This is a genomic window from Paraglaciecola sp. IT1134, assembly GCF_058068185.1.
The window spans coordinates 1139068-1154313 of record NZ_CM176486.1 but is presented as its reverse complement, the minus strand read 5'-3'; the positions used below and the strand labels follow the sequence as shown (position 1 = coordinate 1154313).

At 45.5% G+C, this 15246-nt stretch carries 17 protein-coding genes; 7 read left to right on the top strand and 10 right to left on the bottom strand.

What is annotated here, in order from left to right:
• Positions 1-180: 180 nt before the first annotated feature.
• A complete protein-coding gene (locus tag AC3RV5_RS04990; protein ID WP_489730871.1) occupies positions 181-747 on the bottom strand; it encodes a MarR family winged helix-turn-helix transcriptional regulator in 567 nt (188 codons plus the stop codon).
• Between the two features lie 104 nt (positions 748-851).
• Between AC3RV5_RS04990 and AC3RV5_RS04985 the strand changes: the two genes are divergently transcribed.
• The 4 genes from AC3RV5_RS04985 to AC3RV5_RS04970 all read left to right on the top strand — a co-directional run bounded on the left by AC3RV5_RS04985 (position 852) and on the right by AC3RV5_RS04970 (position 3094).
• On the top strand, positions 852-2279 hold the full coding sequence (locus AC3RV5_RS04985; protein ID WP_489730870.1) for a hypothetical protein: 1428 nt from the start codon (positions 852-854) through the stop codon (positions 2277-2279).
• Positions 2280-2341: 62 nt separating this feature from the next.
• Positions 2342-2578, top strand: a complete 237-nt coding sequence (locus AC3RV5_RS04980; protein ID WP_489730869.1) for a hexameric tyrosine-coordinated heme protein — start codon at positions 2342-2344, stop codon at positions 2576-2578.
• Positions 2559-2804 carry a DUF2024 family protein gene (locus AC3RV5_RS04975; RefSeq protein WP_489730868.1) on the top strand — a complete coding sequence of 82 codons (246 nt, stop codon included), beginning with the start codon at positions 2559-2561 and terminating at the stop codon, positions 2802-2804. Before AC3RV5_RS04980 ends, AC3RV5_RS04975 begins: the two co-directional genes overlap by 20 nt.
• 20 nt (positions 2805-2824) lie before the next feature.
• The gene (locus AC3RV5_RS04970; protein ID WP_489730867.1) at positions 2825-3094 is read left to right on the top strand and encodes a Rho-binding antiterminator; all 270 of its coding nucleotides are present in this window, start codon (positions 2825-2827) and stop codon (positions 3092-3094) included.
• Positions 3095-3278: 184 nt separating this feature from the next.
• Here the strand turns inward: AC3RV5_RS04970 and rlmB are convergent, their stop codons facing one another.
• The 5 genes from rlmB to AC3RV5_RS04945 all read right to left on the bottom strand — a co-directional run bounded on the left by rlmB (position 3279) and on the right by AC3RV5_RS04945 (position 7914).
• The gene (gene rlmB / locus AC3RV5_RS04965; RefSeq protein ID WP_489730866.1) at positions 3279-4019 is read right to left on the bottom strand and encodes a 23S rRNA (guanosine(2251)-2'-O)-methyltransferase RlmB; all 741 of its coding nucleotides are present in this window, start codon (positions 4017-4019) and stop codon (positions 3279-3281) included.
• 2 nt (positions 4020-4021) lie between these two features.
• On the bottom strand, positions 4022-6385 hold the full coding sequence (gene rnr, locus AC3RV5_RS04960; protein WP_489730865.1) for a ribonuclease R: 2364 nt from the start codon (positions 6383-6385) through the stop codon (positions 4022-4024).
• A gap of 144 nt (positions 6386-6529) precedes the next feature.
• Entirely contained in the window at positions 6530-7174 is a 645-nt protein-coding gene (locus AC3RV5_RS04955; protein ID WP_489730864.1) for a tetratricopeptide repeat protein, read from the bottom strand.
• Between the two features lie 80 nt (positions 7175-7254).
• Positions 7255-7491 carry a TIGR02647 family protein gene (locus AC3RV5_RS04950; protein ID WP_489730863.1) on the bottom strand — a complete coding sequence of 79 codons (237 nt, stop codon included), beginning with the start codon at positions 7489-7491 and terminating at the stop codon, positions 7255-7257.
• Between the two features lie 15 nt (positions 7492-7506).
• Entirely contained in the window at positions 7507-7914 is a 408-nt protein-coding gene (locus tag AC3RV5_RS04945; protein ID WP_489730862.1) for a hypothetical protein, read from the bottom strand.
• A gap of 362 nt (positions 7915-8276) precedes the next feature.
• Here AC3RV5_RS04945 and fre point away from each other — a divergent pair, with 362 nt between their 5' ends.
• Entirely contained in the window at positions 8277-8975 is a 699-nt protein-coding gene (fre, locus tag AC3RV5_RS04940; protein WP_489730861.1) for an NAD(P)H-flavin reductase, read from the top strand.
• An 83-nt stretch (positions 8976-9058) separates the two neighbouring features.
• Here fre and trmL read toward each other — a convergent pair whose 3' ends face one another.
• Positions 9059-9523: a tRNA (uridine(34)/cytosine(34)/5-carboxymethylaminomethyluridine(34)-2'-O)-methyltransferase TrmL gene (trmL, locus tag AC3RV5_RS04935; protein ID WP_489730860.1), complete on the bottom strand. Its 465-nt coding sequence runs from the start codon at positions 9521-9523 to the stop codon at positions 9059-9061.
• A gap of 266 nt (positions 9524-9789) precedes the next feature.
• Here trmL and AC3RV5_RS04930 point away from each other — a divergent pair, with 266 nt between their 5' ends.
• Together AC3RV5_RS04930 and AC3RV5_RS04925 are read left to right on the top strand one after the other, a co-directional pair.
• On the top strand, positions 9790-10254 hold the full coding sequence (locus tag AC3RV5_RS04930; RefSeq protein ID WP_489730859.1) for an outer membrane beta-barrel protein: 465 nt from the start codon (positions 9790-9792) through the stop codon (positions 10252-10254).
• A 76-nt stretch (positions 10255-10330) separates the two neighbouring features.
• On the top strand, positions 10331-12025 hold the full coding sequence (locus AC3RV5_RS04925) for a methyl-accepting chemotaxis protein (RefSeq protein ID WP_489730858.1): 1695 nt from the start codon (positions 10331-10333) through the stop codon (positions 12023-12025).
• Between the two features lie 17 nt (positions 12026-12042).
• On the opposite strand, the gene AC3RV5_RS04920 is transcribed toward AC3RV5_RS04925, so the two are convergent.
• The 3 genes from AC3RV5_RS04920 to AC3RV5_RS04910 all read right to left on the bottom strand — a co-directional run bounded on the left by AC3RV5_RS04920 (position 12043) and on the right by AC3RV5_RS04910 (position 15244).
• Positions 12043-13032 carry an alpha/beta fold hydrolase gene (locus AC3RV5_RS04920; RefSeq protein WP_489730857.1) on the bottom strand — a complete coding sequence of 330 codons (990 nt, stop codon included), beginning with the start codon at positions 13030-13032 and terminating at the stop codon, positions 12043-12045.
• A gap of 98 nt (positions 13033-13130) precedes the next feature.
• Positions 13131-14546 (bottom strand): ATP-binding protein, encoded by a 1416-nt coding sequence (locus AC3RV5_RS04915; protein ID WP_489730856.1) that lies wholly within the window; start codon positions 14544-14546, stop codon positions 13131-13133.
• A complete protein-coding gene (locus AC3RV5_RS04910) occupies positions 14543-15244 on the bottom strand; it encodes a response regulator (RefSeq protein WP_489730855.1) in 702 nt (233 codons plus the stop codon). The genes AC3RV5_RS04915 and AC3RV5_RS04910 overlap by 4 nt, the downstream gene beginning before the upstream one ends.
• Between the last annotated feature and the right edge of the window lie 2 nt (positions 15245-15246).

The following is a 15246-nucleotide window of genomic DNA, read 5'->3' as shown; positions in this document are numbered from 1 at the left end:
TTCTTAGTCGGTGTCGTTTGTTTTGGAATTTGGTTAAACATTTCTACTAATCATTTTGAGAATATTTGGACCTTCTGCCTAGTGAAATGCTTGCTGGCTTGAACTTGTGCAATAGGCACCGAACGCCCCAATGTATTGCCAAAGGCATCACCTCTACTATTTAACGTTGTCCCCTATATTTTAGTCTTTGTTATCATGCTCCCTACAGATCAGTGTCACGTCGTTGTCAGTCAAAGGTTCTTTGACCAGATTACAGAAATACCCACCGTCGGCGGATTTACTGTTGTACTGACAGGAGCGACAAACCCCGAAAGATTTCATATTGTTGGATTGGATTACGGAAACCAAGAGTTGTTGAAGTGAAGAGGTAATCTCTGCTTGTTGCACGGTTGTCAAAGATTTACATGCCTTAGTAAACATCCGGGTTGGAATGTTTTCTTCAAGCAGAGTTCGCCCTTTTTGCGTGACCTTTAAATGGGATATCCGTTTATCTTTGCCATCCGCTACCTTAACAACAAGCTCTTTATTTTCCAGTATTTTGATCGTTTGTGACACCGTACCTTTGGTTTGACCGAGATACTCAGTGACTGCCATCGGCGTATCTGAGAATCGATTACAGTTCGCCAAGTAATGCAATACTTCTAATTGCACGGGCTGCAATCCGTGTTCCGCCCCCGCCTTACGCGCACCAACTTTTAATAACTCACCGAGCCGCTCTACATTTTTATATATAAGATGTGTTTTCATGAACAATATAGTATCGACTAAACACCTTATTGACAAGTAGCTTTCAACCTCCTATATTGTTTCGAATCGAAACTATTTAATTCAATATATAGAGGTTTCCCGCGATGACTAACATTAAATATGCGATCTTTATTAGCAGCTTAATTGTGTTGCTCAGTGCATGCAGTTCAGATTTTAGAGATCCCCCCCCCGTTTCCAAGCTTCCTGGGGAAGCTTATGCTGGTGAGGCATTTGAACTTGTTAACGCTCAGGTAAAATACGAATCTGTGCTTGATGCCTATATTTTTTCCATTGAAACCATTGCTAATGCGGCTTCCATTGCCCCAATGCCTGTAGGGCAAGTTGATGGCGCGCCAGTCTTGGCTTACGTTTTCGTGACTGAATTAAGCCCAGCCGACATTGGTTATGGCGATGTTGACGGTAAGGTCGCCTTAGCAATAACCAGCCATCCCGATTTTGATGATACGCCCCTTTGGGATGAAGATAATAACGAGTTGTACGATGATGATGGGATTATCTATCATTCGCATTGGGTCGTACTGGAAGAAAACGAACTCGCGGGTGAAGGGTTAGCTGTGGTGCAGGCAACAGAATCTTCTGTTTTAACCCCCACCTCACCGATGCCTATGTATCTCGATTCGCCAGGCTTCACCATCGTTGAAAAAGGCACGAAGTTACTGGTAATTGTACCGGCAAATGCAGTTAAACGTCGCACAGATTTCACTTCCACAGTATTAACAGCCTATTTAGAAGTTGATGCCAGTGGCACCACACCTTTGCTAAAAGTAGAACGTTTTTATAGTCAAATGTCTTCTCCCCTTATCGTCGAACAAAGCGAGCTTGTTGCACAAAGTAACTGGCCAGAAGCGACGATGAGTGAACAGACTGATAGCCTTGCTCTAGTGGGTACAAGCGTGGATTACTTGGCGGAAATAGATAGCCTAATATTTTCAATGCAAACCCTTGGAGATGCAGCAACAAAAACGGTGGAAGCAATAGGCCAAGTTAACGGCGCAGCTGTTTTGGGCTATGTATTTCCTACCACTATTTCTCCTCAAAACGTGGGCTTTAAAAACATCTCCAATGCCACATTGGCACTCGCTGTGACTACCCACCCCGATTTTGATGACACACCATTATGGGACGAAAACGGTAACAGCGATTATCAGGATGATGGCTTTGTGTACCATACACATTGGGTTGCATTAGTAGCCGATGATGATTCTGCTGCAGGTCTGTCAGTACCATCTTCGTTCGATGCAACAGATTTGCCCCCTACTGCGCCCATGGCGATGTATTTGGACTCGCCTAATTTCCACGCTTATGCCCAAGGCACTCTGTTACGAGTAATTGTGCCAGTGCAAAGAGTAAATGGAGTCACAGAATTCAACTTTGATGGTGTGACAGCTGGTATGCAGGTTGATGCGTCTGGCGATGGGCCGGTACTACGTGTTAACGAAGTATACGATGTGCTGTCGGGTGACTTAAGTTTGCCTTATTCTGTCATGTCGAAACAGCTTACTGATTACTAAGCAGCCAAGCTCTTTCCTAAATTGTGCTAAGGGGGATTATCTAACCCTGGGGAGATATGCATATGTCAACCTTACGAACGGCAAGCCTTGCTAAGGGCCGTGAACTTGCGATGAAACTAGCGCAAAAGACCATTGCCGCCATTCAGCCTAGCGCTGACATACGTCAAAAATTGAGGCCACTATACGGTCCAAGTCCGGCGCTACTAATGCAAGCAGGACATATGGTAGCCATCAAGTTGCAAACAATTATTGGAAATAAATTCTATCTAGGTGTTAACAATGAAAATACACGTTTATGATACACATGTAAAAACCATTAATGGTCAGTACTTGCACTTCGATATTCTGGTTGATGATGAGCACAAATCGCGCGTAAAGGTGTATGCAAACCAATATTTAAAAAGCCTTGGGATCGAGTCCATCCAAGTTACGACAAACTCTTGTCAGTTCTGCCACAGCGAAATTGCTAATTCAGAGGTTCAGTCGATAATAAAAAGCCAGGGGCATTATGTATTACCCTTATAGGATTCACTGGGCACAGAGCAATGAATAAAACTATCCTAAAGTGCGATTTGCATGACTACCTGGAAATCGCCTGTCTATTTCATATCGAAGTAGAACTAATGCTAAAAGATGGTACCCGTCATATTGGGGTGCCGGTAACCACTATCGTGACTAAAGATAAAGGCGAAGCCCTTGAATTTAGAGCAAACCTAGGCCGTCGACCATTGTTGCTCCCTTTGTTGTCGCTAAAAACAATGCGCGCGATCAAAGCCAATCCGCATTTTGAAAACCTTGTCTTTAACAATGAATAGGGATGAATGCGCATGCAATACACGCATTCATTAATCGTGATCGATCAACAAAGAAAAATACGCTTGAAACATAGATGGAACTTAAAAAAGGAGGCAGGCTAGAGGATTATCAAAGTAAAATTAAATCTTCTGCGTCCTCCAACCTTTTGGCCTGTATATAATTGGTGGGATTAGAATAAGTCCTCTACCCGCGCTGCCTGACTATCTCATATAAACAAATGCCGGTTGCAACAGATACATTCAAACTTGATACTGAGCCCGCCATGGGTAATTTAATCAGTTCATCGCAATGTTCTCGGGTTAGACGGCGCATACCCTTGCCTTCTGCCCCCATTACCAGGGCGATAGGTCCCTTCATCTTACAATCATAAAGACTCTGGGTTGCCTCGCCTGCCGTACCCACTATCCACACCCCCGCATCTTGTAACTCGCGCAAGGTCCGGGCAAGATTTGTCACCTGTACCAAGGGCACAAGATCTGCCGCACCGCTGGCGACTTTACGTACTACTGGGGTCAGGGTGGCAGAATTGTCTTTTGGTACCACTATGGCGTCTATGCCAGCGGCGTCCGCCGTACGTAAACAGGCACCCAAATTGTGCGGATCCGTGACACCATCGAGGATCAACAAAAAAGGCAATTTGCTATCCTTAATGATGCGATCCAAATCACTTTCATCAAACTGTTTACCCGGCCTGGCTTTGGCAACGATGCCCTGATGCTGCTCGCCATTGACTTTGTCATCTAGGGTTTTACGCTGACAAAACTGTACAGCTATACCAAAACGTCTGGCCTGACTGACGATATCGTTGATCGGTTTATCGTCACGTCCTTTGAGAATATACAATTCGAGCAAACGTTCCGGCTCACGCTGGATCACCGCCTCAAGGGCATGAATACCATACAACCATTCATGTTGTTGAGCCATGCTTACTTCTTCCTTCTACTAGGGGATTTGCCACTTGGCTTACTGGCAGGTTTGCGACCGGGCGCAGCTTTACCTGGAGCTCCTTTGCCCGGGGCTATTTCTTTGCTGTCACTATCGCCGGTTGCAGCTTTCTTACTGCGACTGCGTTTCTTGGCTGGGGGCTTTTTCTGGGCTGCTCGTTTGCCCTTGGGTGGCGGTGCGGCTAACACAAAATCAATTTTCCGCTCATCTAGATTGACTGAGGCAACTTTGACTTCCAATGCATCACCTAAACGATAAACCACTCCACTGGCATCACCAATCAAATGCTGTTTCACTTCGTCGTAGCGATAATAGTCATTATCCAATGCAGTAATATGCACCAGACCATCTATATGAAACTCGGTAATACGCACAAAAAAACCAAAATTGGTGACTGAGGCTATTACTCCTTGGAAGGTATCACCCACATGATCGAGCATAAATTCACATTTCAACCAGTCCGCCACGTCACGGGTGGCGTCATCTGCTCGACGCTCGGTCATTGAGCATTGTTCGCCCAGTGCCTCCACTTCTTCTGCCGAATAAGCTTTGCCACCGGATTGGCTTTTACGCTGATTTTGTTTGTCGATGATCGCCTTTAATGCCCGGTGAACCACAAGATCCGGGTAACGTCGAATAGGTGACGTAAAATGCGCGTAGGCATCTAATGCCAGACCAAAATGGCCGATATTCTCATGGTTATAAACCGCTTGTTTCATAGAGCGCAATAACATGGTCTGGATCAGTTCCTGGTCCGCTCGGCCCTGAATTTTCTCCACTACCTCGGTGAAATCTTGTGGTGTGGCTTCTTTGCCAATTTTGTGGCTAATGCCAACTTCAGCCAAATAGGCTAGAAATGCACTCAGTCTGTCGGCATCAGGCTCATCATGAATACGATATAAAGCTTCGGCTTTATGTTTGCTCAACGTTTTGGCCGCAGATACATTGGCCAAAATCATGCATTCCTCGATGAGCTTATGGGCATCATTGCGGGTCACTGGCACTATATGGTCAATTTTGCGTTGGGCGTTGAATATGAATTTGCATTCCTGAGTTTCAAATTCTATGGCCCCCCGCTGGTTGCGTCGGCGCTTCAAAGTACGGTACATGTCTTGTAGGTTTTTCAGGTGTGGCACCTGCTGGGCATAACGTTTTTCCAGCTCTTCGTCACCTTGCAGAATATTCCAAACCTTAGTGTAGGTTAACCGCGCTTTGGAGTTCATCACCGCTTCATAAAATTGATGTTCCTGCAGCACGCCTTGCTTATTAATGGTCATCTCGCATACCAGGCACAGCCGGTCTACCTGGGGATTAAGCGAACACAATCCATTGGATAAGACTTCGGGCAGCATGGGGATCACCTGCTCGGGAAAATACACCGAGTTCCCCCTATTTTGGGCTTCGCTATCTAGTGCTGTGCCGGGACGTACATAATGACTGACATCGGCTATGGCCACCCATAGTTGCCATCCACCGTTTTCCAGGGGTTCACAAAATACCGCGTCATCGAAATCACGAGCGTCTTCTCCATCTATTGTCACCAGGGGTAATTGACGTAAATCGATGCGATGGAGTTTGGCTTGCTCAGGAACCTGTTCGGTTAAATCCTTGACTTGTTTTGTCACACCTTTGGGCCAAGTGTGGGGAAGTTCAAAGGTGCGTAACGCCATATCAATTTCCATACCCGGTGCCATATGCTCACCCAGTACTTCGATAATTTTACCAATGGCGTTTACTCTGCGCCTGGGACGCTGGGTGATTTCTACTACCACTATATGCCCCTGACGGGCACCATTAGTGTATTCAGGCAGTATATTGATCTCATGATTGATGCGACTGTCATCGGGGATCACCGTACCTTGACCATTTTCAAAAAAATAACGCCCCACTATGGGTTCTGTGCGAGGTTCAAGTATTTTAGCAATACGCGCTTCGCGCCGCCCCCGATTGTCCGTTCCGCTTTCTTTAACCAGCACTATGTCGCCGTGCAGTACGGTAGACATCTGCGCGTTATGGATAAACAAGTCTTTTTCGCCATCTTCGCGTTTTAAAAAACCGAAACCGTCTCTGTGACCAATTACCCGGCCTTTTATCAACTCAGCTAATTTAAGCTTGGCGTATTTCTTGTCACGGGTAAATTCAACTTGCCCTTCACGCTCCATTGCACGCAAGCGACGCTGAATACCAATTCGGCTGTCCTCGTCTTCGGCGTTCAACAGATGACAAAACTCAAGAAAAGACAGGGGTTTGTCGGTGCTTGTCAGCAATTCAAGCAAGTATTCTCGACTCGCTACTGGCTTTTCGTATTTTTCTTTTTCGCGTTGGTAAAAGGGATCGTCGCTCATATTTGTGATGGCGTTTCCAGGTAAAGTAAATTCAGCGCCTAGTATAACTAAGCTGGCTCAATTAAAAACGCTTAATTCGATAATGATGCCTGGGGGGGCAAAACGAACGGTAGTGCACAATCGGCTTTTTACTAAGGGTGATAACTAACTTTCCAGAGGCCGACGGGCTTTACGTACCGCTTTGGGATGCATAAGTTTTTCAAGTTCTGTCATGCAATGCGCAATTTTTGCGTGGGTCTTTTTATCTGCACTAATGGCGTTATATAACCAATGATAGGCATCTTCGTAATCGTAGGGACTGCCATAACCGGCAATAAATAATTCGGCCAACTCAATTTGGGCTTTTTGATTACCCAATATCGCCGCTTCCCGCAAATACACCACCCCACGGGATTTGTCCTGCTGCACTAGCTTGCCTTGGGCATAATAACGTCCCAGTTGCTCCAAACCTTCGGGAAGTCCTTGTTCTGCGGCTTGGCGCATAAACTCAATACCCCGCTCGGGCTCAGCCTCAACACAGACGCCCCAGGCTAACATGTCTCCCCATAAAAACTGGTAAGCGGGAATTTTCAAAGTTTGGGCCCGGGCTTCAATATCCTGCACCAACTGACAATCATCTAACACGACTCGGGTCAAATGTTCATTGCGGTTGATTAGGCGCAACAACTCGTCTTGGGAGTATAACTGCACCGCTTTGATTTCTTCTGCACACAAGGTCGAGAATGACAAAGTGGTTACGCCAAACAGCGCGATAACACGCAGTGCCACAGTATGAAGTAATGAATTCATATAAATGTCATATAAACATAGAATAATCTAGTTATCGGCCAAGATTAAATTTACTTGCGTGGCAACAGCCACCCAATGACCTATTTTTGTGTCAAAGCCGAGTGCACTATCTGGGCATGTTCAATAAGATCATAACCTAGGTCGGTGAGGTAACCGCCATCAGGTTGGGTGACAATGCCTTTGCCAAACAGTCGCTGGGCGGCGGCAATAACATCGGGATCAGCATCTTGGTGTACTTTTAAGCCTTGCATCAGGCTTTTGGTGGGAAATTTTACTAAAAGTTCGAACTCTGCAGCCATTTCCGGGGTAAAAGTCATATAATTTCCTAATGTTTATAAATTATTGCCAGGGCAGTATTGCTCAAGCCTGATGTACAAAACCGTCAAACAGGGTGGATCAAGATTGTCCGTCATCTTGACGTATTTGCCAATGCTGGCCCACGCTGTTTTTGGCCTTTTTTTAGTCCAAAATATTTTATGGTGTAACTTTTCGCCGGTGCTGGTTTGGGTTTTGCCGGTTAGCAGCATAACCGAATTTATTAATTCACCAGCTAATTGCAACAAAGTAGCGTTATTATCCACCCAGGTTTGCTGCCGTATCTGACGTATGGCCTCCAATATATTCAGGCTTTGGTCACTCACTCCCCCCTTTGGAGTGTGATAGTTCTTTGCCAAAACACAACCGTTTTGCTCTTTTTTAATGCTGTTGTATCCCGCCACTTGATCATCTGGGCTGTGCACTTGCCCGTCATCCAGTCAAAATAAACTGTTTATAACGCGGCAGACCCCGGCCAGCTATGCTATTGCGCTCCCCAACACAGCAATATGAGTACGATTAATCTAATCTTAGCTGACTGGCTATTGGGAAAAAAGCATGTATCACATAGGCCTTCTATTAAAAAGACTCAACAGTGGTTGACTATGCTGCTCGTAACTTGGCGGCCAGATGTTTATAATCAATAAGTTGAGCCTATATTGCTTGTTATTGAATATCAAAGTTATTTAGCGTTAAGTGGGAGCACGTCCTTGACCAATAAGATTGATTTTAAGCACAGATATATAATGGTACCTAATAAACTTTGAGCGATAAGCAGAAATTAACTATGCAAAAAACTTTTTGTAAGGTGGAAAGAATTGAACCTCTTACAGACACCGTCAGCCGCGTCATTCTTAACCCGGAGCACGCGGTAGAATTTGCCGCAGGTCAATATCTGCGGGTGATCATGACGGAAGAAGATAAACGCCCTTTTTCTATCGCCAATGCCCCAAGAGAGGATGGCCGGCTTGATTTGCATATAGGTGTGGATGCTGGCAATAATTATGCTGCCCAAGTCCTGCAAAAAATGCACGACGAAGGTAAAGTGCATATAGATGGTGGCCACGGCAAGGCGTTTTTGCGGGCCGACAAAGTCAAACCCATTATTCTGCTCGCTGGCGGCACCGGCTTTTCGTATACCTATGCCATATTACAGCAACTGCTGAGTAAGCCGTTAAAAGAGCCCGTATTCCTTTATTGGGGAACCCGCACCTTGGCCGACATGTACGCCTATACAGAGCTGGTCGCCCTGGACAAACAACATCGTCATTTTCGTTTTATTCCGGTGGTGGAAATCCCCGAAGTCAATTGGGCCGGCAGAACTGGCTGGGTACATAAAGCCGTATTAACAGATTTTGTTAGCCTGGAACCCTACCAGGTATATATTGCAGGTCGATTTGAAATGGCTGGAGTAGCCAGAGAAGAGTTTCATCAACAAGGCTTGTTATTAAATAATCTGTACGGCGATGCGTTTGAATTTATCTGATCACGCTTTTCCCACACCTGTAGCTGGCAGCTTGGCTCGACCACACAAACCCTGGATAAAACATCCGGGGTTAGTTCCGCCCCCTATACTGCTCCGGCAAAGTCCAACTGCCGCCAGGCCTCATAAACAAATACTGACACGGCGTTTGACAGATTCATGCTACGGCTATCTGCCAACATGGGAATACGAACCCGCTGCTCAACAGGTAAACTATTAATAACCTCTGCAGGCAAGCCTCTGGTTTCTGGACCAAACAATAATGCATCTCCCACCTGATAACTCACCTGAGCAAAAAAATTTGTACCTTTAGTCGTACAAGCAAATACCCGTTTGGGATTGCATGACGTTAAGTAATCTTCCAGGCAGGCGTGACGCTGAACTTTGGCAAATTCATGGTAATCCAGGCCGGCCCGGCGGACCTTCTTATCATCCCAGTCAAAACCTAAAGGTTCGATTAAATGCAGCGCAAAACCGGTATTAGCACACAGACGAATAATATTGCCGGTATTGGGTGGGATTTCAGGTTGGTATAAAACAATATCTAACATAACGAACTAATTTGATCAGGCTTAATCAGGCGATCTTACCAAAACTGTTGCACATATGATGAATTAATCAGGATTGCAGCCTAATAATTTCTCGGCAAATTCATTAGAAACTGAATTGTAGACTATTGGATAATATTGGGGACCCTAAATATATTGTTACAATATCCTTCAACATTACCCATGGTAGCTTTGAATTAATTTATAAATATCAACAAATTGGTTCACCATAAATTGCGTGATAACCGTGCAATGGCAAGGATATATTCATGAACACCACCCACTCACTTCTTTTTTCAGCTCTATTGTTGTCATCAACCAGCGTCGTCCTAGCGGCCGGTGATGCTCATCACATCCCCGGTATATTTGTTGGCTTCACAAACGCCCAAGATGAAACAGAATTTACCTACGGATTCGAATATGAATATAAATTCAATCATCATTGGGGCCTGGGGGCAGTTTATGAAAAAACCGATGAAGCCCATCATGAAGATGGTGTAACGGTAAAACTGGGCTCTTTATATTATCACCCAAACGCCAAAGTGCGTTTTGGCTTGGGTTTTGGTGAGGAAAAAATTGGTGGGGCTCACCCGCATTCAGAAGATCTGTATCGGGTAAGTGCCAGTTATGATTTTCACCTGGGCGATTTTGGGGTAGCTCCAACACTAGCAATCGATTTTGTCGACGGTGACGAAGTCTTTGTGCTGGGTGTTACTTTTATAAGACCGTTTTGAATAACCACCGGCGTTTTAGCCAAAAAATAGTAACCGGTTGTAAAAACTGGCGATACGCGAACAAGGATTAATTTATATGCTTTCAAAAATTAAAATTTCGTCCAAGGTATATCTATTAGGCTTTAGTCAACTTCTACTAATGATCATCATGGGGGGCATTGCCATTAACCAGATGGCTAAAATTGGGGTGGAACTAGTGGATATCGCCGAAGAAGATATTCCTCTTAGCCGATCCGTCACTAAAATTACCGAACACCAACTAGAACAGGCCATAGTATTTGAACGGGCACTTTTTCAGGCGTTGTTAGCTGAGCAAAATTTTGAGGGGGCAAGTGCCCATTTTAGTGAGCGCAAAGCCAAGGTAGTGGAACTAAGCGGCAAAATTGAAAAGGAGATTGAAGAAACCCAAATTTTTGTCACCCGCGCCATCAATAAGCTTCACTCGGAAAAGGGCAAAAAAAAGTTTAAACATGTTGCGTCTGAGCTGCAAAACATCGCACAACTTTACAGCAAGGTGATAGGGCAATTTGATACCGTATTGGCACTCGCCAGTACTGGGCAAAGAGATCAAATGATCGAGCAAGCCAGTTTTATCAAAGGCTTGGAAGATGAACTGGAAAACAAACTAGTAACTTTGCTGGCAGAGATTCAGAAATTCACCCTGGAAGCCTCATTACAAGCCGAGCATGACGAAAAATCAGGCATTAAGTGGATCATAGGCGCTTTTGCCATCGCACTGCTGTTAGGTATTATCTTGCCTTACATTATCAGCCGCTCCATTACTTCTCCAATCAATTACTTGGTAAAACGTTTAAGGGAAGTTGCGGATGGCGACGGTGATTTAACGGTCTCGTTAAGCGAAAAAGCAACTGACGAAACGGGAGACGTCGCGCGAGCCTTTAATAAATTTATGGGTGTATTAAGAACGCTGATATCGAATAGTAATTCCCAAGCCGAAGTGTTAGCAGAGTCGTCAGAAACCGCCATGACGATCATGCGTGAAACGGTGCGTAATGTTGATAAACAGCGTGCTGAAACAGAAATGGTGGCCACGGCAGTTACAGAGATGAGTACCACCACTCAGGATGTTGCAAGAAGTGCCAGCCATGCGGCAGAGGTGACCGAACGGGTAAAAGTACGCGTAACTGAAGGACAGCAAGGGGCACAAGAAACCCAGGAAATTATCAAAAGGTTGTCTGACGAAGTGACTGAAGCCGGCCAAGTGCTCAAAAACCTGGTGGAAGAAACCAATAACATTGGCAGTGTACTGGAGTCTATTCAGGGTATTGCTGCTCAAACTAACTTGTTAGCCTTAAATGCAGCCATTGAAGCGGCCCGAGCCGGTGAAAGTGGGCGTGGTTTTGCCGTGGTAGCAGATGAAGTGCGCTCGCTAGCTCAGCGCACACAAACCTCAACGGTAGATATTCAAAACTTGGTTGAACGGCTGCAATCTGAAGCCAACAATGCAGTGAAAAGTATGCGTAAAGGTAGCGAAAGTGCGGAGCTGTGTTTGCTTAAAAGTAGTGACACCAGTGAAACCTTTTTGGAAGCATCCCATGCGGTAGGGGAAATATCTGATCTCAATATGCAAATCGCCACCGCAGCTGAAGAACAATCTGCTGTTGCCGAAGAAATCAACCGAAACCTGTTAAATATTAGCAACTTAGCTCAGATAACAGCTGAGGGGGCCGAAGCCACGGCCGAGGCCAATAGCAACATAGCAAAACGGGTAACAGAGTTACACGCTAACCTGAGTGTCTTTGTAGTATAGCTGGATCTACCGCTATTTTAAACTTCAGGCTTTAATGATGTTTGGGTAAAAAAATCCAGGATCGCTTCTAGGCATGGCGTTCTATATTGATCTTCCTCCATCAGCAGTTCGTGTTTGGCTGCCCTAATCACTGTCTTTTGACAATGTGCCATACGGGCCGTCACTCTGTCTTGACGTTTATTATCAACCACCTCATCAGCGCCAGCTTGAATGACCAAAGCCGGGACGGGAAATGTCCCGGCGAGAGACTCAATTTTATCCATGGCAATATTTGCGGCTTGTAACCAATGGTAGGTTACGCCCCCGAGTTTAACCTGGGGCTGACTTTCATATACTTCTCTGAATAGGCGATAACGCAGCTCACTGTGTGTCAGTTGGTTATCCGAAAACTGGATATTCTGGTAGTCTCCTTGACCGAAAAAATAACCTGTGGATTTACCATAAAAGGTATTCATCAGTTGATTAAGTTGGATCAGGCCTACGGCCAACCAGGCTGGCATGGCTGGACGAATGCCAAACATGGGAGCAGAAAACACTACCTGTTGAAAATCTTGTGGATACGCAAATATATACAAGGCACCTATGGCTCCCCCCATTGAGTGACATAATAATTGTGGTTGATATTGGCTCTTGACCTTAATGACAGCGTCATAAAAGAGTTTAAAATCCGTTACGTAATCAGCAAAGTCCTCCACATATCCCATATGCGGATTGTCGGTCATGCGCCCTGATAACCCCTGACCACGGTGATCATGAATAAACACCGAATAACCGTTTTGATAAAGATCGTAAATGACTTCTTGATACTTAAGCAGACACTCAATCCGGCCCGCGCAAATTGCCACACTGCCTACGGGGTTTGGGTGCAGTAAAAATGCGTAAACTATTTTCACTTTTTTAGCGCCCATAAATTCACCGTAATGCAATTTACGCATTAGCGGGAGGATCCGCCCTTGGTAATCTTGCAACAGCTGGCGCTCTTGGCTAAGCAGGTAGTGGTTAGTCATGTGGGGGCAAACGAAAGCTAAAATAGGCGCTTAGGTTAGCAGAAAAACCTGCCATAACGAGCATTGAGAACAGTACTTATTTTAGCGCTCGCATGACATTAACCCAGTATGTTGGCAGTGATAGGTAAAGTGATGCTAATTTGCAAACCACCTGTTATTTGGTTGAGCGCAACAATCTGCCCGTGATGAGCCTGTACAGCGCGACTAGCAATGGCCAACCCCAGTCCCACGCCACCACTTTTCCGGTCTCTGGCGCTAGATACCCGGTAGAAAGGAACAAAAACTTTGCGCAAATCCGGTTCAGGGATCCCTGGTCCATCATCGTTAAAGACAATTTCTACTTGCTCGTTGAGCGGTTTAACCAAGATATTGACCTGCTTTTGGGCATATTTGACTGCATTACGCAGAATATTTTCAAATGCGCTGGCCAGTAAGTCACCGTCTGCTTGTAACATCAGCCCACTGGGACAATCCATGCGCACTTCTTTACCCATACTTTGGGCTTCAAACTGGCAATCTTGGAATACCCCAGCAAGTAACTCATGTAACTCGTATTGCTGTTTGATGGGTTTGCTCAGCTCGGTGTCTAATCGGGATAAGGTCAGTACCTGTGACACCATGTGCTCAATTTGCAGGGCCTCTTTTTCAATCCTGATCAGGGTCGTGGCGCATAATTTGGGAGAATGGGGTGCATTTTGCTGCTGGGCAATGCCTATGGCCAATTGCATGCGGGTCAGGGGTGAACGTAATTCGTGGGATATATCAGCTAATAACTGTTTTTGCCCTTTAAGTAGGTTCTCTAGCTGTTGTGACATGTGATTGAAGTCACGTCCTAGCTGGCCGATTTCATCTTGGCGAGTACTGGCCGAGCCCACCCGGTAACCAAGTTCCCCCGCAGCCATTTTCCGTGTCGCTTTCTGTAATTGTTTCAGGGGTTTAATGAGCGACCAAGCAATTAAAAAACACAGTACCCCACTAATTAACAGCGCAATTGCCACTAATAACAAGGGGGGCTCGCCACGCAGTCTGCCCGCCAACCCCACTGGTCTGCGTTTACCTACAAATAATTGATAACTATGTGCATCGATAGTCAGTGCTAGCGGCCCGGAAAATTCGCCAAAATGAGTCTTTATGCTAAGAGGGCTTTCCTGCCCGATTAGTTCTACAAAAGGGTTGTCTTTCGGGGGGCCAGGCATGGGAAACGCATATGCCAGCTTTTTGGTTTGGGTATCGAGCAGGAGCAGGTTGATATCATGTCGCTGGCCAAAGCGTTTAAGCTGACGTTTGATATCCACGTCCGGCTCGTGTTTGGCCAATATGCGTTGCAAAGTGTGGCGGGTTGTTTGCAGTGACCTTAACTGCTTTTGGCCAATGGGTTGATATTCATTGGCAGTGGTAAGGTTTTTAACTATCCAGCCAGCACCGGTTACCATAATAATCGTCACCAACCAGAACCACAAAAAAATACGCCCATACAGGCTGCGTATCGGGTTGAGCCTAACCCACCAGCTCATGGCTGATCCAAATACAGATAGCCCACGCCTCTATGGGTTTTTATCTTCTCTTGTTGACTAAATTTGCCTAATTTTTTGCGTAGATTGCTCACATGCATATCGATACTACGATCGAACGGCGCTAATTTTCTGCCAAGTACCTGTTCGCTGATAACCTGTTTACGCACTAAGTTGGGGCTATGACTCATCAATAAATGCAAAACTGCAAACTCAGTACCGGTCAGTTCCAGCACTTGCCCAGAGCAGGTTACTTGGTGAGCGCCGACATTAAGTATTACATCATCTATATGAACTTGTTGAAGTTGATTTTGGTGACTCATAGCCTGCATGTCAATGCGCCGCACTATCGCCTTTACCCGGGCAGATAACTCCCGATGATTAAAGGGTTTGGCTAAATAGTCATCGGCGCCTAATTCCAGGCCGAGCACCCGGTCAAAATCATCACCTTTAGCGGTCAACATCAACACAGGGGTGAAGTGACTGGTGCGTAATTGTTTCAGTACTTCGAAACCATCCAATTTGGGCAGCATCACATCCAGTATAATCAAATCAAAATGTTGACCAGATTTTGCCAAAGCCAAACCTGATTCACCGTCGCTGGCGATGCTGATTTGATAACCCTGGGGAGACAAATATTCCTGCAATAACACGGTAAGTTCCTGATCATCATCAATCAACAACAAAGACTTTTCTTGCATAT